This is a genomic window from Vreelandella sp. GE22 (assembly GCF_968212445.1).
On sequence record NZ_OZ309110.1, the window covers coordinates 127,098 to 151,135 of the forward strand.

Genomic DNA, 24,038 nt, shown 5'->3' on the forward strand with positions numbered 1-24,038 from the left:
CACAGCGCAGGGGCACTTAACGCCATATACGTGGAGAAAGAGCAATGGCCGATAAAAACATGAGCTTTTTGGTCGTGGATGATTTTCCGACCATGCGCCGCATCGTACGCAGCCTGTTAAAAGAGCTTGGCTTTACCAACGTCGATGAGGCCGAGGACGGCCAGGACGCGCTTAACAAGCTGCGGGCAGGCAATTTCGAGTTTGTTGTGTCCGACTGGAACATGCCCAACCTGGACGGTCTCGAAATGCTCAAGGAGATTCGCCAGGACGATGCCCTGAAAGAACTGCCGGTCCTGATGGTGACCGCCGAGGCGAAAAAGGAAAATATCATCGCCGCGGCTCAAGCCGGTGCTAATGGCTATGTGGTCAAGCCGTTTACCGCCGCCACCCTCGAAGAAAAACTCAATAAAATCTTTGAAAAAATGGGTAAATAAAGTGAGCCAGGCCCGCGCCTGGCTCGCGAGGAGAGCACCATGAGTCAGAATGAGGAGTCAGGCACTAACCAATTGCCCGACGAAGCCGCAGAAGAGTTGATACACCGGATCGGCAAGCTAACCCGCATGCTGCGCGACAACATGCGCGAGCTGGGTCTCGACAAGGAGATCGAAAAAGCGGCGGAAGCGATTCCCGATGCGCGCGACCGGCTGCACTACGTTGCCACCATGACCGAGCAGGCCGCGGATAAGGCGCTTAACGCGATCGACCGTGCGCAGCCGCTGCAGGATGATCTGGCCGACCGCGCTACCGCGCTCGACAAGCGCTGGGACGCCTGGTTCGAAGCGCCCCAGGAGCTGGATGAGGCGAAAGACCTGGTCAAAGAGACGCGCGCCTATCTTCACAACGTGCCCGAGATCACCGCCGCGACCAATAAAGAGCTGATGGACATCATGATGGCGCAGGATTTCCAGGATCTCACCGGCCAGGTCATCAAGAAGATGATGGACGTGATCCGCGAAATCGAACACCAATTGGTGCAGGTGTTGATCGATAGCGTGCCCGGCGCCGAGGCGCGGGAAACCATGCAGCGCAAGGCTCAGGATCAGTGGGAAAACGACACTGCCCGGCGCAAGGAAGAGCTGCTCAACGGCCCGCAGATCAACGAATCCGCGCCGGATATCGTCACCGGCCAGGATCAGGTGGACGACTTATTGGACGAATTAGGCTTTTAATGCCGCGTTATTAAGACATTGTCCCGCGTCTCATCTGGCACACTAGGTATCTTGTTCAGCCGCCCTTCGGGGCGGCTGACTTTTGGTGCGCGGTTTTTGATGAGCCGGATGGTCGATGGCAGACAACGATAGCGATCAGGAAAAGACCGAAGAGGCCACGCCTCGACGAAAAGAGAAAGCTCGGGAGGAGGGCCAGGTCCCCCGCTCGCGCGAGCTCACGACCTTCCTGTTGCTCCTGGCCGGTGTCATAGGGCTCTGGAGCATGGGGCAGATGCTTTACGATCAGCTCGGCATGGTCATGGAGCGGGCGTTTTTGTTCGACCGCCGACAGGCTTTCGATACCATGCCCATGCTGACCACCGCGCTCGATCTGGGCCGGCGGACGCTGATTTCGCTGATACCGCTTTTCGTGCTGCTCGGCGTCGTCGCGATGGTCGCGCCGGCCCTGCTGGGCGGCTGGCTGGTATCCGCCAAAGCCATGAAGCCGAAGTTCTCTAAACTCAATCCGATCAGTGGCGTCAAGCGCATCTTCTCGAGTCAGGCGCTCATCGAACTTGCCAAGGCGATCGCCAAATCGGTCCTGGTCGGCAGCATCTCCGGCGCGTTCATCTACGTTAATATCGACCGGTTTTTGGGCCTGCCCGACCAGCCGATTCAACAGGCGCTGGCGGATGCCCTGAACATGGCGGCATTGGCGGCGGCGCTGGCGATCTTATCGCTGGTCGTGGTGATTTTGATCGACGTGCCCTTTCAGCTCTGGAGTAACGCCAAAAAGCTGCGCATGAGCCAGGAAGAGATCAAGCGCGAGCACAAGGAGTCCGAGGGCGACCCGCACGTCAAAGGGCGTATCCGTCAGCAGCAGCAGGCCATGGCCCGAGGGCGCATGATGAGTAAAGTGCCCGAGGCCGACGTGATCATCACCAACCCGACGCACTACGCGGTGGCGCTTTCCTACCAAGAAGGCAAGATGGGCGCGCCGCGCGTCGTGGCGAAAGGCGCCGACGCGGTGGCCGCGCGCATTCGCGAGCTGGCGTTTGAAGCGAAGGTGCCACGTCTTGAAGCCGCGCCGCTGGCTCGGGCGCTTTATCATCACGTGGATCTGGATGGCGAAGTACCGGCAGAACTCTACACCGCCGTGGCCGAGGTCATGGCCTGGGCGTACCGTTTGAAAAGCGTGGCGCAAGAAGGGGGCGAAACGCCCCCGACCCCTGAACATTTACCGGTTCCCGACGAAATGACGCATCCCAACCGTGGCCCCGGGGCTAGCGAGGCACGTTCATGAACATTGGCCAATTAATCAGCCAGCGCAACCCGTTTGGCAGTGTGCCCATGAAGCTGTTGGCCGGCCCGCTTCTGATCCTCATGATCCTTGGCATGATGATCCTGCCACTGCCGCCGTTCGCGCTGGATATGCTGTTCACCTTCAACATCGCGCTGGCCATCATGGTGCTGCTGGTCAGCATGTTTGCCTCGAAGCCGCTGGACTTCGCCGCTTTTCCGGCGGTGCTTCTGTTCACCACGCTGTTGCGGTTGTCGCTCAACGTCGCCTCGACTCGCGTGGTCCTCATGGAGGGTCATCAGGGCGGTGCCTCGGCGGGAAAGGTCATCGAAGCGTTCGGTACCTTTTTGGTCGGCGGTAACTTCGCGGTCGGTATGGTGGTGTTTTTGATTCTGGTCATCATCAACTTCATGGTCATCACCAAGGGTGCCGGGCGCATCGCCGAGGTCGGCGCGCGCTTCACCTTGGACGCCATGCCCGGCAAGCAGATGGCGATCGACGCCGATTTGAACGCCGGTTTGATCGGTGAAGAGGATGCCAAAAAACGCCGCTCGGAAGTCGCCCAGGAAGCCGATTTCTACGGCTCCATGGACGGCGCCAGCAAGTTCGTGCGCGGCGACGCCATGGCGGGTCTGGTCATCATGGTGGTCAACGTCATCGGCGGGCTGTTGATCGGTATGATGCAGCATGGCATGGGCTTTGGCGACGCCGCGCGCACCTACACACTGCTTACCATCGGCGACGGCCTGGTCGCCCAGATTCCGGCGTTGGTGATCTCCACCGCCGCCGGTGTCACCGTGTCTCGCGTCAACACCGAGCAGGACGTGGGCCAGCAGATGATCAGCCAGCTTTTCGTCAACCCCCAGGTGATGATTCTGGCCGCGGCGGTGATGGGGCTTTTAGGCATGGTGCCGGGCATGCCCAACCTGGTCTTTCTGATCTTTACCGGGATGCTCGGCGGGCTTGCCTGGCTTTTGACGCGTATGCAGGAGAAAGCGCTGGTCACCGAGGATCTCAAGGAGGCCCCACCAGCGGTGCAGGAAACCCCGGAGGCGAGCTGGGAGGACGTGCAACTGGTGGATACCCTGGGGCTCGAAGTGGGCCACCGGCTGATTCCGCTGGTGGATTCGCGCCAGAAAGGCGAGCTTTTGGCGCGCATTAAAAGCGTGCGCAAGAAGTTTGCCCAGGACGTCGGCTTTCTGCCGCCGGTGGTGCATATCCGCGACAACCTGGAGCTCTCCTCGAACACCTACGTGCTCTCGCTAAAGGGCGCGGAGATCGGCCGGGCCGACGCCCAGCCGGGCAAATGGCTGGCGATCGACCCGGGCCAGGTCACCGGCGAGCTTTCCGGCACGCCCACCCAGGACCCGGCATTCGGTCTGCCAGCGGTGTGGATCGATGCCAACCAGCGCGAGCACGCCCAGGTCTTTGGCTACACGGTAGTAGACGCCAGTACCGTGATCGCCACCCACTTGAACCACCTGCTGCACCGCCATTCGCCGGAGATGCTGGGCCGCCAGGAAGTGCAGAAGCTGCTCGACAAGCTGGGCGACGATCAGAAATCCCTGGTGGAAGAGGTCGTGCCCAAGGCGATTACGCTGACCGTGCTTCAGCGGATTTTACAAAATCTGCTCGAAGAGGACGTCTCGATTCGCGATATACGTACCATTTTGGATACGCTGGCCGAGCACGCCGGCCAGCAGAAAGACCCGGGTGAGTTGACGGCGCTGGTGCGCATCGGCCTTGGCCGGGCGATTACCCAGCAGTGGTTTGCAGGCCAGGAGACGCTGAACGTGATCGGCCTCGATGCCCAGCTCGAACAGGTCCTGATTCAAGCGATGAACGGCAACGGTGCGATGGAGCCCGGGCTTGCCGACACGCTGATGAACCAGGCGCAGCAGGCGCTGGAGCGCCAGGAGGCCAGCGGCGAGCCGCCGGTACTGGTGGTGCAGCACTCGCTTCGCGCTATTGTGGCGCGCTTCTTGCGCCGCCGGCTGCGCCATTTGGTCGTCATGTCTCAAGCGGAAATTCCCGACGACCGTACGCTTAAAATCACCACGCTGGTAGGTGGCCGGTGATGTGTGCTGCGTTGGGCGCTTTGCAGAACCCCGCTTTGGAAAACCTGGAGGTTAACCCATGAGCGTAAAACGCTTTGTCGGCGCTAACAGCCGGGATGTCATGCGCCAGGTGCGCCAGGCGCTGGGCGACGAGGCGCTGATCGTCGCCAATCGGCGCACGGACACGGGCGTCGAGATTTTGGCCATGGCCGAAGAGGCCGCGCTCGAGCAGGCCACGCCGCTCGAAGCGGTGGGCATGGATGAAAGCGCGCCAACACTCCTGGCCGCCCAGCCCGCGCCGGCCCAGGCGAGCCCCGCGCACCCGTTCGAGGAAGTCAGCGAGCGTCTGCTGCGCGAAATGCAGGACATGCGTGCCCTGTTGGCCCGATCGCAAACCGGCGATGCCAAGGGTGCGCCGCCCACCGGCGGTGCCACGGTGACCACGCTTTTGACCCGCGCGGGCTTTGGCAGCGAGCTTGCCGAAGAGATCGGCGCGGCACTGCCCGACTCCCTCAGCGCGCTGGAGCTTCAGGATGAGCGGCTGCTCGGCTGGCTGCACCGCCAACTGATAGCGCGGCTTTCCGTGCTTCAGAGCGAGGCGGACTTTTTCGACCAAACCGGTATCGTGGCGCTGGTGGGGCCCACCGGCGTTGGCAAGACCACCACCACCGCCAAGCTTGCCGCGCGCTTTGTCATGCGCCACGGCACCCGGCCGGTCGCGCTGGTCACCACCGATAGCTTCCGGATCGGCGCCCACGAACAGCTACGCATTTATGCGCGCCTGCTCGATACGCCGATGTACGCCCTCGATCACGAGCAGCCCATCGACAACCTGCTGGGGCGGTTAGGCGGCAAGCAGTGGGTGATCATCGACACCGTGGGCATGAGCCAGCGTGATCAGCGTGTCATCGAGCAGATCGGCCAGCTCCAGGGCGGCGAATCCCGGGTGCGCCTGGTGCTGGTGCTCAACGCCGCCAGCCAACCCGAAACCCTGGAAGAGGTGGTGCTTCGCTACCGCCAGGCTGCGCGGGCGGCGGGCGCCGAGCTCGACGAGTGTATTATTACCAAACAGGACGAAGCGGGGCGTTTGGCGCCGCTTCTGGATATCGTCATGCGCTTTGGGCTGCGCGTGCTGTTCTCCTCCAACGGCCAGCAGGTGCCCGAGGATATGGCGCTGGCCGACCCGGCCGCGCTGGTCGAGCAGGCGCTGGCAGGCCATACCGACGCCGCGCCGGACCGCCCGCCGTGGCCGAACGCGCCGCTGGCACCGCGCTGGTCCCAGGACGTGCTGGGCCAGGGGCGCCGGCTGAGTCTGCTGCTCGCGCAGCTGCGTGAGCGGGTGGCCGGGTTTGCGCTGCTCGAAGCGGTATGGGATATCGGCGCGCTGCCTGGCGTACTGCACGACCAGCGCCTGGCGGCACTTGCTGACCAGGCTTGCGAGCAGAATGCGTTGGGCATCGTCTGGTCACCGCGGCGCAACGAGCGTGGCATGGAGTGGTCGATGCCGGATCTGAGCCTCGATGCCGACGGCCAGCTTTGTGCGCTAACGCTTTTACAGCACCGCCAGCCCGCCGGCTGGCAGGCTCGTATCGACGCCCAGCGCCAGGCGGCGGTCCATCTGCTGCCGACCCTTGCCGAGGGCGAGACCCTGGACGCGCTGGAAAGCGAGCGTTTGACCTGGGTCAGCCAGGCGACCGGCGCTCAGCGGATATACTGGCAGGGCGAGCGCTACGCGTTGACGACCCTGTTTGGCGAAAGCGAACTCTCGCATCGAGTCGACGTACGCTTTCGCGGCCAGCCGCTACAGCTATGGAATGCCCACGCCGAGGTCACCGACCAGGCCGGGCGGCATTTTCTCGCCTGGTACGGCGAGCTGCGCGACCCGGAAAGCGCCAAGCGCGTGGCCAAACGCTACTGGCTCACCCCGGCGCGGCTGGGGGCCGAAGTGCTATCGCTGCTGGTCACTCAGCTGCAAAGCGAAGGCGCGGCTATATTGACCAAGCGAGCCTGGCGCGCGCTCAAGGAAGCCGATGGCGGCGAGGTCAGCGCCCAACTGCGCCTTTTGATGGCCAGTGGTGCCGCCGCGGCCGCCACGCACCTGGACAACGCCCAGGACGAGGCCGCGCAAACGCTGCGCCAGGACGTGATGCGCCTTTCCAAAACATCTCGCAAGCGCCGCGATACCGCGCTACTCGACGCGCTGATGCATATGTTGATGACCCGGGACGCCATCCGCCAACTGGGTAGCGTCAGCCGCGAGGCCCTGGCATGAGCGGCGGCGACCAGGCATCGGGGCTGCGCCAGTGGGCGAGCCTGCGCAACGAAGAGCGCGCGCAGCAGGCTGTGAGCGAGCACGCCGAGCCCGAGGTGGACACCCAAGCAACCCCGCCGGCAAGCGACGCCGCCACGCCGGTGGTCAAGACGCCGCTGGCAGTGGTGGGGCTACCGACGAAAAGCGTCGCCCCGGTCAAAGAGCGCCTGGGCGAGTGGGCCGAACTTGGCCGGCGCTGGGCGGCGACCCCGGAAAGCTGGGAGGTCGTCCCGGTGGATGCCAGCGAGCCGATGGAGGCGCTTTGCGAGCGCTATTCACGCTGGGCGCTTTGGGTGCGCAGCGACGCGGACGCCTTCGCGAGCATGTATCGCACGCTGCGCCAGCTCAACGACAACCAGGGGCCCCGCCAGCTACTGGCGCTGCACGAGCCCGGCTTGCCCCGCGAAGGGCTTTTAGACAATTTGCAGAAGGCGGCGGCGAATTATCTGAATATCGAACTGCTGCTACTAGCGCGGTAGGCCACAATGAAAAAGCGTTTTCTGAAAAAGAGTCTTCAAGGCGTCGCGCTACTAATGGCGATGGGGGCGAGCCTGACAGTGACCGCTCAGGCGGGCACAGGCAGCTGGAGTAAGGAGGTCACCGGTATGATGGTGGCCATGAGCGACCGGGCGGTCAGCAGTCAGGTTTTGGCGCCGCCGCCGGTAGCGGAGATCGCCCAGGGGCGTATCGAAGGCGTTCACTGGCGGTATGAGGCACCGTTCGGCGCCGCGCTGCATGCTTGGCTTTGCCACCCCGAGCGCTGCGTCGAGCTAAGCGGCCAGCGCGGAAGCGAAACCGGGTTTGCCGGGCTTTCCGCCGATGCGCCGCTGGCGTTTCGCTTCGCGTTGGGGCGCGGGCAGCGGCCGATGCGGGTAAAAGGGCTTCACGTGATTGTGAACTACCAGTGACGAGTGTATAGCCACGAGGCACGAGGATGTATACAGCACAAGGCAGAATTCAACACAGCGAAATGGTCACTCAGCACATGCCGCTGGTGCGCCGCCAGGCGCTGGCGCTGCAGGTCCGCCTGCCGGCGAGCATCGAACTCGATGATCTGATTCAGGCCGGCATGGTCGGCCTATTGGAGGCGCTCGGGCGCTTTGACGCCTCCCAGGGGGCGAGCTTTGCCACCTTTGCCAGCCAGCGGATTCGCGGGGCAATGGTCGATGAGCTGCGCACCCGGGATTGGCTGCCGCGCAGCGTGCGGCGTTCGGCCCGGGCCATGGACGAGGCGGTCCGCCATCTCGAACAGAACCTGGGTCGGGCGCCGGAGGAGGGCGAGATCGCCCGGCATCTGGACATGCCGCTCGGCGAGTATCACCAACTGCTCAACGACGCCAACAGCGGCCACCTGCTGCCCTTCGAGGAGCTTCTGGAAGAGGGCGGGGAACCCGCTCAGGAGGCGCTGAATGCGCCTTTTGAGGAGCTTTTGGATGGTCAGCAGCGCGAAACTCTGATCGCGGCGATCGAAGCGCTGCCCGAGCGGGAAAAGCTTTTGATGGCGCTTTACTACCAGGAGGAGCTCAACCTGAAAGAGGTGGGCGCAGTACTGGGGGTGACCGAATCGCGTGTTTCACAGCTGCACAGCCAGGCGATTAGCCGTCTGCGCGCGCGGCTGCACGAGCCAGATTGACGCATTTTAACCGTTAAACCCAACCGGCGAGGAGCCGTCGATGAACCCCTCTACCTTGATCGGTATATTTGCCAGTATTCTGCTACTGGTTAGCGTGCTGTTTTTCACCGCGGAATCCCCGGAGAGCTTTCTCAACTTGCCCGGGCTTGCCATCGTGGTGACCGGCACCCTGGCGGCGACCTTCATCAGCTACCCGCTCAAGGAGGTACTGCGGGTGGTACGCCTGGTGGGGCTGGTATTTCGCCGCGAGAACACCTACGTGCGCGACGATATCAACGAGCTGGTGTCCATGTCGCGGCTCTGGTTCAAGGGCGACGTACGGGCGGTGGAGCGCGAGCTCGAACACACGCGCAACCCGTTTCTGCGCACCGGCATTCAGCTGGTGATCGCCAACACCAAGGAAGATGAAATTTTCGACATGCTGCGCTGGCGTATCGCCCGGCTCAAGGCGCGCGAGCACGCCGAGGCGCAGATCTTTCGCACCATGGCGACCTACGCCCCGGCCTTCGGCATGATCGGCACCCTCGTGGGGCTGGTGAATATGCTGGAGGTCATGGACGCCGGTGATCTGGAGGTGATCGGCCCACGCATGGCGGTGGCGCTGCTCACGACCTTCTACGGTATCTTGCTTGCCAACCTGGTCTTCAAACCGGTGGCGGTGAAACTCGAGCGGCGCACCGAGGAGCGCTTGATCACCATGAACATGGTGCTCGAGGGCATCTCGCTGATCACCAAGCGCCGCTTGCCGTCGTTCATCGAAGAGACGTTGAACTCCTTCGTGGCCAACTACAACGACGAGATTCGTGATGCCAACGTGAAGCCGCGCGCCGAGAACGACGCGCCTGCCAAGGGGTAGGGCGATGAACCGCGAAGCCCGCCACGCACTGGAATCGCCATTCACCGGGGATGGCGACAGTGAAGATGGGTGGCTGACCAGCTACCTGGACGTATTGACGTTGTTGATCACGCTGTTCGTGCTGCTGTTGGCGCTCACCCCGGCGGGCACCGGCGACGAAGCCGCCGGCACACCCACGACCTCGGGTATTCAGCCGCTCTCTTCGGGACTTCAACCGCTCTACAGTGGGCTGAGCCCGGCGATGGACGGCCTCGATATTCAAGGCGTGAGCGTCTCCGAGGGGCGCGAAGGCATTACCCTGCGCATCGACGATAGCCTGCTGTTCGATAGCGGCGCGGCGCGGCTGACCGCTCAAGGCGAAGAGGTGCTGGAAAGCCTTGGCGAGGTCATCGACACCTTCGACGGTGAGATATCAGTGGAGGGGCACACCGACAACGTGCCGATCGCCACCGCCTCGTTTGCCTCCAACTGGGAGCTTTCGACGGGGCGGGCGATTGCCGTGGTGCGCCATCTGGAAGAGGAAGGCGTGGCGCGGGAACGCCTGCGCGCCGTTGGCTACGCCGATACGCGCCCGCTCGAGGCGAACGACTCCGTAAGCGGGCGCGCCGCCAACCGGCGCGTCGAGTTCGTACTGCGCCGGCCGCCGAACGCCCAGGCGCCGGCCTCGCGTTAGGCGCTGGCGCAGCGGCGCTGCGTTTCGCGAATCGCCTCGCCGGCGCCCGCCAAACTGAACGTCATGGTCCAGGGCGGTTCGTCGCCCTGATCGAAACCGATATAAAGCTGCTCGCCGTCGCTCATTTGACCGAGCAGCGCATCGAGCTCGCCCAGGTAGAAGTGGCTATAGAAGCCGTCATCCCCCTCCTCGACGATAAACTCCGCCATGGTGTCGATCAGCGGCGCCTGGTCGACGCGCAGCCGGGCCGGTACCAGGTTCACCGCGCGGCTTTCGGTTTGCGTCTGTTCCAGGGTGACGCGCATCTCGAGCCAGGGCAGGTGGCAGATGCCTTCGGTGGCGTTCACGCTCAGCGTGGCGTCCGAGTAGCTTTGCGTCTCGACGGCGCGGAAATGGCGCTTGTCCTGGGCCTCGAGGGTCACGGCTTGCCAGGCGTCAAAAGCGGCGTCCTGGCTCACCGGGTAGCGCTCGGCCAGCGCCGCACTGAAAAACGAAAGCCCGGCCGCGCCCAGCGCGAAAGAAGCAAGTAAGCGAGTGGTCATGATGTAAAAGGCCAAACGTTGAGCAGGTTAAAAAGGCGTAGCCGGATCAATCGGACTGGCCGAGCAGGGGCCTTACGCTGTCGTTTAAGTAGCAATCGTCGAACTCGCCTTCCGCGGCCAGCGCCGCCATGTTGGGAATATTGACGTGGTGACGGTCACGATACACCAGGCCATCCTCGCTGAGCGCCGTGAAGGTTCGGCTGACGTGCACCGGGCTAAGGCCGAGTACGTCGGCCAACTGCTCCTGGGAGAGCGGCAGACGGAACTGGCCGGTAAGACCTGTGTTGGTCTGGCTCAGGCGAACGTACATTTCATGTAGAAAGTGAGCCATTTTCTGGCGCGCAGTGCGCCGTGCCAAATTGACCAGCCGCTCGGTCAAAAGCGCCTGCTGGCGGCTGCTGATGGCGAACATCACCGAGGTCAATGGCAGCGAATCATTGAAAAGATCGATCATTCGCTTGTGGGGAAAGCGGCACACCACGCTGTCGGTGATAAAGCGCACGTTTTCCAGGCGCTTCGAGAAGGCGAACTCGCGCAGGCCGATGATATCGCCGGGCAGGAACACTTCCAAAATATGCCGGTCGCCGTTTTCCAGGTGGCGATAGGAGTACGCCCAGCCGCTACGCAGCGTGCAGAATTCGTTCGCCGGGTCTTTCATTTCCCATAGAAGCGAGCCCGCCTTTTGATCCATCGGGCTCTCTTCCAGCGAGTCGAGCAGCTTCTCTTCCTCTTCTGACAGCGAATAGAAGTGATTGAAATGGCGGACAATACAGCTTTTTTCCTGCCCCATGATCGGTTTCTCCTCTTTTGAGTAGCATACGCTCGACTAGCTGGTGGCCATGGGTTTAACCGACCCTCAAAGGCCAGCTTAACGCCGGCCTTTGACGTGCGAGTAGTACTCTGACTATTTCTTTTTTAAAAGCGGTCCCAAAAACTCGCCGGTATGGGAGCCTTTTTTCTTCACAAGCTGTTCCGGCGTGCCTTCGCCAATGATGCGCCCGCCGCCGGAGCCGCCTTCCGGGCCGAGATCGACGACCCAGTCCGCGGTTTTGATCACATCCAGGTTGTGCTCGATGACCACGATGGTATTGCCGTGGTCGCGCAGGCGATGAAGCACCGTCAGAAGCTGGCGAATATCCTCGAAGTGTAGCCCGGTGGTGGGCTCATCGAGAATATAGAGCGTCTGGCCGGTGTCGCGCTTGGCAAGCTCGCGGGCGAGCTTGACCCGCTGGGCCTCGCCGCCGGAGAGCGTGGTCGCGCTTTGCCCCAGGCGAATATAGGAGAGGCCGACGTCCAAAAGCGTCTGCAGGCGCCGCGCAATGGCCGGTACGGGGCTGAAAAACTCGAGCCCTTCTTCGACGGTCATCTCCAGCACGTCGTGAATGTTCTTGCCCTTGTAGTGAATATCCAGGGTTTCGCGATTGTAGCGCTTCCCCTTGCACACGTCGCAGGGTACGTAGATATCCGGCAGAAAGTGCATTTCTACCTTGATCATGCCCTCGCCCTGGCACGCCTCGCAGCGCCCGCCCTTGACGTTGAAGCTGAATCGGCCGGGCTTGTAGCCCCGCGAGCGCGCCTCCTGGGTGCCGGCGAACAATTCGCGAATCGGCGTAAAGATCCCGGTGTAGGTAGCCGGGTTGGAGCGCGGCGTGCGCCCGATCGGGCTCTGGTCGATATCGATGACCTTGTCGAGCTGATCGAGCCCTTCGATGGCTGCATAGGGCGCTGGGGTCAGCGTCGAGGCGCGGTTCAAATCCCGGGCGGCGATCGGCATCAGCGTGCCGTTGATCAACGTCGACTTGCCCGATCCGGACACCCCGGTAATGGCGATGAAAAGCCCCAGCGGCAGTGTCAGCGTCACGTTTTGCAGGTTGTTGCCGGTTGCCCCGCGTAGCACCAGCTGCTTTTCCGGGTTGCCGGGAATGCGGTAGGGCGGTATCGCGATTTCGCGGGTGCCGCACAGGTACTGGCCGGTCAGCGAGTCCTTGTTGTCCATGATGTCTTGCGGCGTGCCCTGGGCGACGATTTCGCCGCCGTGGACCCCGGCGCCGGGGCCGATGTCCAGCACGTGATCGGCGGCGCGAATGGCGTCCTCGTCGTGCTCGACCACGATCACCGTGTTGCCTAAATCGCGCAGCCGTTCCAGGGTTTTCAGCAGCCGGTCGTTGTCGCGCTGATGAAGGCCGATGGAGGGTTCATCGAGAATGTACATCACGCCGACAAGCCCCGCGCCGATTTGGCTCGCCAAGCGAATCCGCTGGGCTTCACCGCCGGAGAGCGTATCGGCGCTGCGCTCGAGATTCAGGTAATCGAGGCCCACGTTGACCAAAAACTCGAGCCGCGAGTGGATCTCGTTGACGATCTTCTCGGCGATTTCGCCCTTGCGCCCGGGCAGCGCCAAGTTGGCAAAATAATCCCAGGCCTCGCCAATCGGCGTGCGTACGATGTCGGCGATATTGTGATCGTCGACGAAGACGTGGCGTGACTCGCGGCGCAGGCGCGTACCGTTGCACGAGGTACAGGGCTTCATGGCGATGTACTTGGCCAGGTCGTCGCGCACCATGTTGGACTCGGTTTCGCGGTAGCGGCGCTGCATGTTGGGCAGCACGCCCTCGAAGGCGTGTTCGCGGGTCACCTTGCGGCCGCGGTCGCTGACGTAGCTAAACGGCACGGACTCGTTGCCGCTACCGTTGAGAATTACATCACGCTGGTGCTTCGAGAGCGCGTTCCAGGGCGTTTCGAGCTCGAAATCATAGTGCTTGGCCAGCGCCTGGAGCTGGGTGAAGTAGTAGATGTTGCGCCGGTCCCAGCCCTTGATCACCCCTTCGGCCAAGGATAGCTCGTCGTGGCTAATCAGCTTTTCCGGGTCGAAGTACTGCTGGATCCCCAGGCCGTCGCAGGTGGGGCAGGCGCCGGCGGGGTTGTTGAACGAGAACATCCGCGGCTCGAGCTCGGCGAGCGAGTAGCCGCACACCGGACACGCAAAGCGCGAGGAGAACGCCATGTCCTCACGCTCGCTATCCATGAAATGGATCATCGCCGTACCGTCGGCCAAATTCAGCGCCGTCTCGAAGGACTCCGCCAGCCGCTGGGCGATATCGTCGCGCACCTTGAAGCGGTCTACCACGACGCTGATGTCGTGCTTCTTGCGTTTGTCGAGCGGGGCGATGTCGTCAAGCTCCAGCACCTGGCCGTCGATCAACACGCGCACGAAGCCCTGGGCGCGAAGCTCGGCCAGAAGCTGCAGGTGCTCGCCCTTGCGGCCCTTGACTACCGGGGCGAGCAGCATCAGCCGGGTGCCTTCCTCCAGATTCATGGCCTGGTCGACCATCTGCGAGATGGTCTGGGCTTCCAGGTCTTCGCCGTGTTCCGGGCAACGCGGCGTACCGGCGCGGGCGAACAGCAGGCGCAGGTAATCGTAGATCTCGGTAATCGTGCCGACCGTCGAGCGAGGGTTGTGGGAGGTCGATTTCTGCTCGATGGAGATCGCCGGCGAAAGCCCTTCGATATGATCCACATCGGGCTTTTCCATCATGGAAAGAAACTGACGCGCGTAGGTAGAGAGCGACTCTACGTAGCGCCGCTGCCCTTCGGCGTACAGCGTGTCGAACGCCAGCGACGATTTGCCCGACCCCGAAAGGCCCGTAATCACAATCAGCTTATTGCGCGGCAGCTCCACATCGATCTGCTTGAGGTTGTGAGTGCGTGCACCTCTGACCAGAATGCTGTCCATCAACACCTCGAATCGCGTGGCAAAAGCGTGATTATACGTTTGCCGGTCCCATTACGGCAAAGCGGCAGAGACGCTTTGTCGCAAGGCGAGCGTTTCCAGCGCCTGGACAAAGCGCTAGAATGGACGGCTTTTCTGGGCTTTCACCCGCCTCCGACCGTTTAAAAGGGCACTATGCGCAACCTTTCCACACTGCTGCTGGCCTCTGAGCGCCGCGCAATCAGTGGGCTGGCGGGGCTTTATGCGTCCCGTATGCTGGGACTTTTCATGGTGCTGCCGGTGCTTGCGCTCTACGCCGACACACTAAGCGGCGCCACGCCGCTACTGATCGGTGTCGCGCTGGGCGTTTACGGGCTGACCCAGGCCACGCTGCAGATTCCTTTTGGTTTGCTCTCGGACCGCTTCGGGCGCAAGCGTATCATCGCCCTGGGGCTTTTAATGTTTGCCTTGGGCAGCGTCGTTGCGGCCATGGCCGACTCCATCGGTGGGATCATTGCCGGTCGCGCTCTGCAGGGCGCCGGCGCGGTGGCCGCTGCGATCATGGCGCTGCTGGCCGATCAAACCCGCGAGCAGGTACGTACCGCCGCCATGGCCACCATCGGGCTTTCCATTGGCGTCTCTTTCGCCGTCGCCATGGTGCTCGGCCCCTGGCTTGCCGGCTGGGCGGGGCTTTCGGGCATTTTCTGGGTCACCGCGCTGCTCACTTTCGTCGGGCTATTCGTTTTGTGGCGCTGGGTACCGCCGGCCCCGCGCCGGGTGCGCCACAAGGATGTGGGCATGGACCGGGCGCAGTTCAAAAGCGTGGCGGCGCGGGCGGACCTGTGGCGTTTGAACGCCTCGATCTTCTCGCTGCACCTGATTTTGATGGCGATTTTCGTGGCGGTCCCCTTTCGGCTGATCGGTGCCGGAGTGGCGATGGAGTACCACGGGGTGGTGTATCTTTCGATCATGGCGCTGTCTTTCGTTGCCATGGTGCCGCTGATGATCCTGGCGGAGAAGCGCCAGCGGATCAAAACGGTGTGTCTGCTCGCGATCACGGCCATCGCGCTGAGCCTGGCCGCGCTCGCCTTGCCGGCGTCTCACGGCAAGGGGCTTTTCGTTGGGCTGTTCGTCTTCTTTACCGGCTTCAATTTGTTAGAGGCCACGCTGCCCTCGATGTTGAGCAAGCTGGCCCCGGCGGGTGCCAAGGGCACCGCCATGGGCGTGTACTCCACCAGCCAGTTTTTGGGCGCTTTTTTGGGCGGTACCCTGGGTGGGGTGCTGTCGAGCACTTGGGGGCTGGACGCGGTGTTCATCGGCTGTGCGCTGCTTGGCCTTGGCTGGTGGCTGGTCATGTGGGGGCTGCCGACACCGCCGCCGCTTTCGAGCGAAATCGTCGCCCTCGACGACACGCATCCGGACACGCTGGATCTTTTGATGCAGCGCCTGGCGGAAGTGGTCGGTGTGGAAGACGTCATGGTGGTGCCCGAAGAGCGGTTGTTGTATTTGAAAGTGAACCGCAATGCGCTCGACCGGAGCGCATTGGAGAAGTTGATTTTGCCGGACAACCCCTGATCCGGCTGCTACAAACAGTGAATTCGTGTCGGCGCAATCGGTGATACCCTAACCGCTGGCGGCGACACTACCCTGACCGATTCGACAGTACGATTGAGCGGCCCTTATTTGAGAACGGCCTCTATTTGAACGGATCTTATTTAAAAGGAGCGAGCTATGGCGCGCGGTATTAACAAAGTTATCCTGATCGGCAACCTGGGTCAGGATCCGGAAGTCCGTTTTACCCCCTCGGGTACGGCGGTGGCGAACCTGAACCTGGCCACCTCGGACACCTGGACCGACCGCCAGAGCGGCCAGCGCCAGGAGCGCACCGAGTGGCACCGTATCGTGCTGTTCAACAAGACCGCCGAGATCGCCCAGCAGTACTTGAAAAAGGGCTCCAAGGTGTACGTCGAAGGCCGCCTGCAGACGCGCAAATGGCAGGATCAGAACGGCCAGGATCGCTTCAGCACCGAAGTGGTCGCCAACGACATGCAGATGCTGGATAGCCGTGGCGGCGACTTCCAGGGCGGCGGCGCCCCGCAGCAGAATTATCAAAACAACGCCCCGCAAAACGGCGCCCCGCAAAATAACGCGCCCCAGAACGCCCCGGCGCAAAATGCCGGTTATCAAAACAACCCGCCGCCGCAGAACAATCAGGCCCCGGGCAACCAGTACGGTAATGGCCAGAACAACCCGCCCAACCAGGGTGGCCAGGGCGCGCCCAATAACGACCAAAACAGCCGTTACGGCGCTCCGGACCCGGGTAATTTCGACGATTTCGACGACGAAATTCCGTTTTAATCACGCATTTGCCGGGGGTGTGTGACCGGCATCGCGAGACAGGAGGTCGTCGGCCTTGAAGCTTTTGATACTGGATGCCGGGCACTGTTTGAGCCTGGCGCTGGCCCGGGAGGCCAGCCGTCGTGCAGACACCGAGCTGGTCATCGAGCAGGAAATGCGCCTCGACGCGGCCGAGCTCGAAGCGATTGCGCCGCACGCGGTGATCATTCCGCCCCTGGCGCACCCTCAGGTCATGCCCCCAGCGGATGTGAAGGCCCACGCCGATGCGGTCGAGGCCTGCATGGAGGCGTGCAAGGCCAACGATATCGCGCTCGTGTGGTGCGTCTCGGACCAGCTCTACGAAGAGGGCTTCGAGATTCCCATCGACGAGCACGTGGTGCCCGCCCCGCGGGATGAGAGCCTGCGCCGGCTGGTGGCCACGGGAGACCGCATTCGCGGTGAGCATCATCGTCATTTGATCGTGCGCCTGGGGCCGCTTTTCGCGCTCGACGGGGGCGATGCCTGGCTGAGCGATATCATCGAGCGCCTGGTAGCAGGCCAGAGCGTGCGCGCCGCTGAGGATGTGATTTGCTGTCCGACTTCGGCGGACGCGGCCGCCATGGCGCTGATTGGCATGCTGGCCCAGCAGAAGTGCGGCGCCAATGCCTGGGGCGCCTATCACCTGGCGGGGATCGAGCCGGTCAGCACCTTTACGTTTATCTCCACGGTGCGCACGCAGTTGGCGACCCACCTGGAAGGGCGCGGCGAAACGGTAACGCTTGGCGCGGTCGAGGCGTTGAACCATCACCACGATGCCAAGCTCCGGCGGGTGCTCAATTGCCGCCGCGTGCTGGACGTGTTTGGCGTTCATCAAAAGCCCTGGCGGTTGGAAGTAGGGCGTATGCTGGACGCATGGTGTTTGACCCGCGACCAGAACCGCCCGGAACAAGGAGAGTCGGCTTGATCAATGCCCTGCGTAGCCTGGTGTTCTACCTGGGCTATTTTTCGGCCATGCTGCTGTGCGGCGTACTGTTTCTGCCGCTGGCGCCTTTTCTGCCGCTGGCTGGGCGCTACCGGTTGTTGAACCTGTATAACTACTTTTTGATTTTCTGGTTCCGGCTGGCCTGCAACGTGCGCTACGACATCCAGGGCCGCGAGCAGATCCCCGACGGGCCCTGCGTGATCCAGGCCAACCACCAGTGCGAGTGGGAGACGGTTTTTTTGCAGGTGATGAAGCCGCCGGTTTGCACCGTGCTCAAGCAGGAGCTTCTGCGCATTCCGATTTTCGGCTGGGGACTTCGCCTTTTGCGCCCGATCGGCCTCGATCGCTCCCGGCCCGCCCGGGCGATGAAACAAGTGCTGACCCAGGGCGTGGCGCGGCTGCAAACCGGGCTTTCGGTGCTGATCTTTCCCGAAGGCACCCGGGTCGACCCGGGAAACCGCAAGCGCTACAACAAAAGCGGTACGGTCGTTGCGTGCCGCGCCGGTGTGCCGGTACTGCCGGTGGCGCACAACGCCGGCGAGCGCTGGCCCGGGCGCCATTGGGTCAAGCAGCCCGGCGTATTGCGGGTACGCATCGGCGCGCCGATCCCGACCGAGGGGCGCACGCCGGATGAAGTACTCGCCGAGGTCGAACGCTGGATCGAAACCACGCTCGTCGAGATTTCCGACGTGCCCCGAGGGGACGAGCCGGTGGCCATGAGTTCCGCGCCCCCGGCTCGGTAACGCTTTATACAGACAAAAACGGCGCCCTTGGGCGCCGTTTTTGTGATTGCCTGTCGTGGCCTATCTAGTCAGCGTAGCGCTGGAAGACCAGGCAGGCGTTGGTGCCGCCAAAGCCGAAGCTATTGGAGAGCGCCCGCTCTATGGCGACGTCGTCGCGGCGGCTCGTCACGATGTCGAAGCCGTCGGCCTTTTCGTCGAGCTGGCTGACGTTGGCCGAGGCGGCCACGAAGCCGTGCTGCATCATCAAGAGCGAGTAGATCGCTTCCTGCACGCCGGTGGCGCCCAGGGAGTGCCCGGTCAGCGACTTGGTCGAGCTCATCGCCGGGGTGGTATCGCCGAACACTTCGCGGATCGCTTTCAGCTCCGCCACATCGCCCACCGGCGTCGAAGTGCCGTGGGTGTTGATGTAGTCGATATCGCCATCCACGGTCGCCATGGCCTGACGCATGCAGCGCGTGGCACCCTCGCCGGAGGGGGCGACCATGTCGTGGCCATCGGAGGTGGCGCCGTAACCCACGACTTCGCCGTAGATTTTTGCGCCGCGGGCCTTGGCGTGCTCGAGCTCTTCGAGCACGACCATACCGCCGCCGCCGGCGATGACGAAGCCGTCGCGGGTCTGATCATAAGGCCGTGAGGCGGTTTCCGGCGAATCGTTGTAGTGGGTCGAGAGCGCGCCCATCGCGTCGAACAGACACGAAAGCGTCCAGTGCTCCTCTTCACCGCCGCCGGCAAAGACCACATCCTGCTTACCCAGCTGGATCTGCTCCATGGCGCTGCCGATGCAGTGTGCCGAGGTCGCACAGGCCGAAGAGATCGAGTAGTTCACGCCCTTGATTTGAAAGGGCGTCGCCAGGCAGGCCGAGACGGTGCTGCCCATGGTACGCGTAACCCGGTAGGGCCCCACGCGGCGCAGGCCTTTTTCGCGCATGACGTCAGCGGCTTCGACCTGGTTGGCGCTGGAGGCACCGCCGGAGCCGGCGATCAGGCCGGTACGCTCGTTGGACACCTGCTCCGGCGCGAGCCCCGCATCCTCGATGGCCTGGGCCATGGAGACGTAGGCGTAGGCCGCCGCATCGCCCATGAAGCGTAGAAGCTTACGATCGACCAGTGCTTCGAGATCGATATGGATGCTGCCGGCCACGTGGCTTCTAAAACCGCGCTCGGCATACTCCTCTTTAAAGCGAATGCCGCTACGCCCGTTTTTCAGCGCGTCCAGGACCTGGTGCTGGTCATTGCCTAGGCAAGATACGATGCCAAGGCCGGTGACTACCACTCGTCGCATGGAAGCCTCCTGTTAAAAATTCGCAGTGGAGGTGAATAGGCCAACGCGTAAGTCATTAGCCTGATAGATGTCGCGTCCGTCGACGGCCACCGTGCCATCGGCAATGCCGAGAATCAGCCGGCGCGTGATGACCCGCTTGATATTGATGCGGTAGGTGACTGTCTTGGCATCGGGCAGGATTTGGCCGCTGAATTTCACTTCGCCGCAGCCCAAAGCGCGCCCGCGCCCGGGGTGGCCAAGCCAACCCAAGTGAAAGCCCACCAACTGCCACATGGCGTCAAGCCCCAGACAGCCCGGCATCACCGGGTCGCCCGGAAAGTGGCAGTCGAAAAACCACAAATCCGGCGTGATATCGAGCTCGGCGATCAGTTCGCCCTTACCATGCTCACCGCCTTCTTCGTGGATGTGCGTGATGCGGTCCAGCATCAGCATGTTGGGCGCCGGAAGCTGTGCGTTACCGGGGCCGAAAAGCTCGCCGCGGGAGCAGGCCAGCAGTTCTTCGCGATCAAAGGAGTGTTGCTTGGTCACTGAATCGTTCCGAATATCAAGGTGGACGTTGGCCGCCTGTGGCATTCGACCCCCGACTAACGCTTGGGTCAAGTACAACAAACGGCTGGCAAGGCCACGCCTAGTCTACTTCCGGAAACCGCTGAATGCACGCCATCGTCGATCTATCGTTGATTTGGCTCACCTCAAGCGGCGCTTTTTTAAGTGCTTTTAAAGCGCCTTGAACGCCTCGAGCGCTCGTTGGCGGGCTGCCTTATGGTCGACGATGGGTTCGGGATAATCGAGCTTCGTCAGCATGTCGCGGGGCGGGGCATGGCGCGCCTTGGCGGGCAGTTCGGCAAGCGCTGGCAGCCAGTGGGCGATGAAGTCGCCCTGGGGGTCGAAGCGCTCCGATTGAGTGGTGGGGTTGAAGATACGAAAGTAGGGCGCGGCGTCGGTGCCGGTGGAGGCCGCCCACTGCCAGCCGCCGTTGTTGGAGCAGAACTCGCCGTCGATCAGGTGGGTGAGAAAAAAGTCCTCACCGCGGCGCCAATCGATCAGCAGGTGCTTGCTCAAAAACATGGCGGTGACCATACGCAGCCGGTTGTGCATCCAGCCGGTCGTCACCAGTTGGTGCATGGCGGCGTCCACCAGCGGGTAGCCGGTGCGTCCTTCACACCACGCCTGGAAGCCATCGTCGTCGTTGCGCCACTCAAGCTTTTTGGTGTGCTGCTGGAACGGCTCACGGCGGGCAACGTAGGGAAAGCCCACCACCACGTGCTGATAAAACTCGCGCCATACCAGCTCGTTGACCCAGGTCGTCAAGCCCTTGTCGCCATCGCTTAAGTGGCCGCCGTTGTGGCTCATCACCGCCTGCATACACTGGCGGTACGACAGCACGCCCAGGGCCAGGTAGGGGGAGAGCTCGCTGGTGCCCGCCACGCCAGGGAAGTCGCGCTGGTCGTTGTAGCGTTTGGCGCGCTTTTGCAGAAAGTGGGCCAAACGGTCGCCGGCGGCGTCTTCACCAGCGGGCCAGGCATCTTGATTGACCGGCGCCTGGGCGAATTCGGGCAGCGCCGGGATGGCGCTATTGCCGATAGAGAGCGCCTGCTGCTTGGGGGGCGCGTCGAGAACGTGAAGCTGTGAATCCTTGAGGTTCTTGTGCCAGGCCTTGGCGAAGGGCGTGAATACGCTGTAGTACTCGTGCTTGCCGGTCAAAAGCGTGCCCGGCGCGTAGGCCACGGCGTCGTGATAGCCGTGAGCGACAATGCCTGCGTCCTTGAACGCTTTGAGCACCTGTTCGTCGCGTTGGTACTCGTTGACCGGGTACTGATAGTTGAAGTGGAGCTGCTTTATATCGTGCTCGCGGGCGATCTCCAAAAGCGTGTCGGCGGCGGCCTCATAATGGCCGATATCCCGGTGCAGAAGGGGGATGTTGAGCTCGTTGAGCGACGCTTTCAGCGCCCGAACCGTGCGGTGCCAGAAATCGATCTTGTTGGCGCCGTGGCCATGGGATTGCCACTGCTCGACGCTGCGGAGAAACACCGCGACCACGGGGCCTTTCTCGGCGGCGGCGGCCAAAGCGGCGTGATCGAAGGTGCGAAGGTCGGTACGAAACCAGACAAGCTGAAGCGCCATGACTCCCTCCCTGGAGTGCCACAACGCCGAGCAAAGAAGGGCTCGGCGCTATGGGGACGGCGTGAAAACGTGAGGTGTTAAAGGATGCCGGATTCGCGCAGCAGCGGGCGCAGCCGGGCAATAGCCTGGGGTAGATCATCACCGAGTACGTGGACGTCGCTGTCGCGCAGGTCGCCATCGCGCTGGCGGGCGACCTCCCCGCAGACGCCCAAGGGTACATTGAGCGAGGTGGCAGCTTCGGGCAGCGCCCGGCGGATGAAGTCGTCGCTTTCGCGCTGGCCACTGGTCAGCAGCACCATGGAGCAGTGCAGTCGCGACACCGCCTGGGGCAGATCGGTCAGCGCCAGTGAATGGTCGAGTAACTGTACGCGGTAGCCCTGCTCGCTTGCCATCAACGCGGTCAACAGTACCCAGAGCGGGCCCGGATCGTCAGGCATGGCGTTGAGCAAAATCAGCGGGCCGCGGGTCGCCTGGTTGGCATAGTGCAGGCGAATACCCACTTGGCTTCTCAAGAAGGCTTCCAGCGAGCGGCGCACCAGGTCGTCGGGCTCGATCGCCCACTTGGCCTCGAGGGTGGAGATCGCCGGCTGCCAAAGTTCGTTGACCGCCGTGCTCAGAGGATAAAGCGCCAGGCTCTGCTGGTAGAGCGACTCGAGCTTGGGCAGGTCGATCGCCTCGATGGTCGCTAAAAGCTGCTGGCGCTGGCTGGCCCAGTCGCCGGCGTCCGGAACCGGCGCTTCGATGGTTTCCGGCTGATCGAGCAGATCTGCCACTTGGCTAACCGGTACGCCGCGGTTGAGCCACTGTAAAATCCGCTCGATGCGGATAATGTCGTCCTGGGCATAAAGGCGATGCCCCTTGGGCGTGCGCTGAGGGCAGATAAGACCGTAACGACGCTCCCAGGCGCGCAGGGTGACCGAGTTGACACCCGTTAACCGGGAAACCTCCCGAATGGGGTAGAGCGGGGTATCGGGTGGATGGGTCGCCTTGGTGTTCATGGGCGCCTTGCCTCTTGGTTGCCTGCCGCGCTTGCCACAGGGATCTGTCATAAATGGCGGCGGCGCACAGCGCAATAGCGTCTGTTGGCCGTCTGGTGAAACTCTAAAGCCTTTTTAGGTAGGCTAATTTGTACAACTTTTTGGCGCCGGGTACAACCTTGGTGATCTTTTTCTTACACAGTCGTTTGATTTGGGTAACTATTTGGTAGCGCTATCAAAGCATTTGCAAGCTCAAATCCGGACAGCCAGGCATCCTCGACGCGGCTGCCACGAAAGCTTTCGCCGCAAAGGGCAAGCCCCTGGTGGCTGTATAAGTATGAAACGTTCGAGGGCGCTGCTGCCTGAGCGTAGCGCCAGCGGTGCGCCCAAAGCTCCCGAATCGGCGGCATCGTCATGTCTTTGGGTAGCAGCGAGCGAAACGCGGCGTACAGCGCGCAGGCGGCTTGCCTGGGTGAAAGCTCGAGGTTGTCATCGCTCCAGTCGAGCTGGGCGAGCAGGCTAAGGCTTTCGGGCTGGCTTTCTCGGCCGGGCCTGGTGTGATGACGCGAGGCCAGCCGCAGCACCGGATGGCGGGCGTGAAGGCTGTCCCAGTCGTCGATGCCTTCCATGACGGGCAGCGCGGTTTCGAACACCACGTAACCCGCCCAGCAGCCGCGCTGGGGGCGCGCCTGGCAAGCGCCGGTAAGCGCTGCATCCCACTCGCCGATCAGCGCTGCGGCCTGGGGAGGAGGAGCGCTGATGACCACCGTGTCGAACGGACCCAGCAGGTTGTCGTTATGGTCGCGTAGCCGCCAGCCAGCAGTGGCGCCCGGGCCCTTCTCCAGCGCGGTAATGCGCGTCTCGAAGTGGGTGTGAACGTGAGTGAAAGCCCTCAGCCGGTGGTGAAGCTCGCGGGTCATCGCGCTCATGCGCGGCGCGCCGATATAACGCGGCTGGTCATCGACGAGCGCCTGCCAGCCACTTTCATCCACGCGGTAGTGGGCGCCTGGCCACGGCGCAACGGCGCCGTTTTCGAGAAGGGTATCGATGAGCTTTGAAAATCGCGGGTCGCGAACGGTGAAGCTTTGCGCGCCCAGGTCGAGGGTGGCGGTGGGGCGGCGCTTGCTGGCCATGCGCCCGCCGGGGCCGCGGGCCTTATCGAACAGGGTGGCGCCAATACCCTGCTCGGCCAGTGCCTGGGCACAGGCGAGCCCGGCGATACCGGCACCGATAACGGCGACACTCTCGGGGCGTGAGCCCGCAAGAGGGTTTTCAGGCATAAATCCTCGCGAGAATACGTTAAAGTTAATATACTTATCGTAGCACTATCGTATAGCATTTGTGTAATTATAGCGCGGTGCCAC

The 24,038-nt window shown here is 62.7% G+C and carries 22 protein-coding genes; 14 read left to right on the plus strand and 8 right to left on the minus strand.

Annotated elements, in window-relative coordinates:
* Positions 1-44: 44 nt before the first annotated feature.
* The 10 genes from cheY to ACWHRL_RS00640 all read left to right on the plus strand — a co-directional run bounded on the left by cheY (position 45) and on the right by ACWHRL_RS00640 (position 9,978).
* The gene (cheY, locus tag ACWHRL_RS00595; protein WP_074397932.1) at positions 45-434 is read left to right on the plus strand and encodes a chemotaxis response regulator CheY; all 390 of its coding nucleotides are present in this window, start codon (positions 45-47) and stop codon (positions 432-434) included.
* Between the two features lie 39 nt (positions 435-473).
* Positions 474-1,169 (plus strand): protein phosphatase CheZ, encoded by a 696-nt coding sequence (gene cheZ / locus ACWHRL_RS00600; RefSeq protein ID WP_447527370.1) that lies wholly within the window; start codon positions 474-476, stop codon positions 1,167-1,169.
* Positions 1,170-1,284: 115 nt separating this feature from the next.
* Positions 1,285-2,451, plus strand: a complete 1,167-nt coding sequence (flhB, locus tag ACWHRL_RS00605; RefSeq protein ID WP_447894846.1) for a flagellar biosynthesis protein FlhB — start codon at positions 1,285-1,287, stop codon at positions 2,449-2,451.
* Positions 2,448-4,526, plus strand: coding sequence for a flagellar biosynthesis protein FlhA (gene flhA, locus ACWHRL_RS00610; protein WP_447527372.1), 2,079 nt, complete (start codon positions 2,448-2,450; stop codon positions 4,524-4,526). The genes flhB and flhA overlap by 4 nt, the downstream gene beginning before the upstream one ends.
* 58 nt (positions 4,527-4,584) lie before the next feature.
* Positions 4,585-6,777 (plus strand): flagellar biosynthesis protein FlhF, encoded by a 2,193-nt coding sequence (flhF, locus tag ACWHRL_RS00615; protein ID WP_447894847.1) that lies wholly within the window; start codon positions 4,585-4,587, stop codon positions 6,775-6,777.
* Positions 6,774-7,295, plus strand: a complete 522-nt coding sequence (locus ACWHRL_RS00620; protein WP_447894848.1) for a hypothetical protein — start codon at positions 6,774-6,776, stop codon at positions 7,293-7,295. The genes flhF and ACWHRL_RS00620 overlap by 4 nt, the downstream gene beginning before the upstream one ends.
* Positions 7,296-7,301: 6 nt before the next feature.
* On the plus strand, positions 7,302-7,724 hold the full coding sequence (locus tag ACWHRL_RS00625) for a flagellar protein FlhE (RefSeq protein WP_447894849.1): 423 nt from the start codon (positions 7,302-7,304) through the stop codon (positions 7,722-7,724).
* 26 nt (positions 7,725-7,750) lie between these two features.
* Positions 7,751-8,449 (plus strand): RNA polymerase sigma factor FliA, encoded by a 699-nt coding sequence (locus tag ACWHRL_RS00630; protein WP_447527376.1) that lies wholly within the window; start codon positions 7,751-7,753, stop codon positions 8,447-8,449.
* Between the two features lie 40 nt (positions 8,450-8,489).
* A complete protein-coding gene (locus ACWHRL_RS00635; protein ID WP_447527377.1) occupies positions 8,490-9,305 on the plus strand; it encodes a motility protein A in 816 nt (271 codons plus the stop codon).
* A 4-nt stretch (positions 9,306-9,309) separates the two neighbouring features.
* The gene (locus ACWHRL_RS00640; protein ID WP_447894850.1) at positions 9,310-9,978 is read left to right on the plus strand and encodes an OmpA/MotB family protein; all 669 of its coding nucleotides are present in this window, start codon (positions 9,310-9,312) and stop codon (positions 9,976-9,978) included.
* Here the strand turns inward: ACWHRL_RS00640 and ACWHRL_RS00645 are convergent.
* From ACWHRL_RS00645 to uvrA, 3 genes are all read right to left on the minus strand, one after another.
* Complete coding sequence (locus tag ACWHRL_RS00645; protein ID WP_447894851.1) at positions 9,975-10,520, minus strand: hypothetical protein; 546 nt, start codon at positions 10,518-10,520, stop codon at positions 9,975-9,977. The genes ACWHRL_RS00640 and ACWHRL_RS00645 overlap by 4 nt on opposite strands.
* 46 nt (positions 10,521-10,566) lie before the next feature.
* Positions 10,567-11,310 (minus strand): Crp/Fnr family transcriptional regulator, encoded by a 744-nt coding sequence (locus tag ACWHRL_RS00650; protein WP_447894852.1) that lies wholly within the window; start codon positions 11,308-11,310, stop codon positions 10,567-10,569.
* Between the two features lie 114 nt (positions 11,311-11,424).
* Positions 11,425-14,253, minus strand: a complete 2,829-nt coding sequence (uvrA, locus tag ACWHRL_RS00655; RefSeq protein WP_447894853.1) for an excinuclease ABC subunit UvrA — start codon at positions 14,251-14,253, stop codon at positions 11,425-11,427.
* A 171-nt stretch (positions 14,254-14,424) separates the two neighbouring features.
* Between uvrA and ACWHRL_RS00660 the strand changes: the two genes are divergently transcribed.
* The 4 genes from ACWHRL_RS00660 (at position 14,425) to ACWHRL_RS00675 (ending at position 18,291) form a co-directional block, all read left to right on the plus strand.
* On the plus strand, positions 14,425-15,804 hold the full coding sequence (locus tag ACWHRL_RS00660) for an MFS transporter (protein WP_447527382.1): 1,380 nt from the start codon (positions 14,425-14,427) through the stop codon (positions 15,802-15,804).
* 156 nt (positions 15,805-15,960) lie between these two features.
* Entirely contained in the window at positions 15,961-16,587 is a 627-nt protein-coding gene (ssb, locus tag ACWHRL_RS00665; protein ID WP_447894854.1) for a single-stranded DNA-binding protein, read from the plus strand.
* A 55-nt stretch (positions 16,588-16,642) separates the two neighbouring features.
* Positions 16,643-17,530: a sugar nucleotide-binding protein gene (locus ACWHRL_RS00670; RefSeq protein ID WP_447894855.1), complete on the plus strand. Its 888-nt coding sequence runs from the start codon at positions 16,643-16,645 to the stop codon at positions 17,528-17,530.
* Complete coding sequence (locus tag ACWHRL_RS00675; protein ID WP_447527385.1) at positions 17,527-18,291, plus strand: lysophospholipid acyltransferase family protein; 765 nt, start codon at positions 17,527-17,529, stop codon at positions 18,289-18,291. Before ACWHRL_RS00670 ends, ACWHRL_RS00675 begins: the two co-directional genes overlap by 4 nt.
* Positions 18,292-18,355: 64 nt before the next feature.
* Here the strand turns inward: ACWHRL_RS00675 and fabB are convergent, their stop codons facing one another.
* The 5 genes from fabB to ACWHRL_RS00700 all read right to left on the minus strand — a co-directional run bounded on the left by fabB (position 18,356) and on the right by ACWHRL_RS00700 (position 23,954).
* The gene (fabB, locus tag ACWHRL_RS00680; protein ID WP_447527386.1) at positions 18,356-19,573 is read right to left on the minus strand and encodes a beta-ketoacyl-ACP synthase I; all 1,218 of its coding nucleotides are present in this window, start codon (positions 19,571-19,573) and stop codon (positions 18,356-18,358) included.
* Between the two features lie 12 nt (positions 19,574-19,585).
* Positions 19,586-20,101 (minus strand): 3-hydroxyacyl-[acyl-carrier-protein] dehydratase FabA, encoded by a 516-nt coding sequence (gene fabA, locus ACWHRL_RS00685; protein ID WP_447527387.1) that lies wholly within the window; start codon positions 20,099-20,101, stop codon positions 19,586-19,588.
* A gap of 189 nt (positions 20,102-20,290) precedes the next feature.
* Positions 20,291-21,697 carry a deoxyribodipyrimidine photo-lyase gene (gene phrB / locus ACWHRL_RS00690; protein WP_447894856.1) on the minus strand — a complete coding sequence of 469 codons (1,407 nt, stop codon included), beginning with the start codon at positions 21,695-21,697 and terminating at the stop codon, positions 20,291-20,293.
* 77 nt (positions 21,698-21,774) lie between these two features.
* Positions 21,775-22,695 (minus strand): MerR family transcriptional regulator, encoded by a 921-nt coding sequence (locus ACWHRL_RS00695; RefSeq protein WP_447527389.1) that lies wholly within the window; start codon positions 22,693-22,695, stop codon positions 21,775-21,777.
* Between the two features lie 173 nt (positions 22,696-22,868).
* Positions 22,869-23,954: an NAD(P)/FAD-dependent oxidoreductase gene (locus ACWHRL_RS00700; protein WP_447894857.1), complete on the minus strand. Its 1,086-nt coding sequence runs from the start codon at positions 23,952-23,954 to the stop codon at positions 22,869-22,871.
* Positions 23,955-24,038 lie beyond the last annotated feature (84 nt).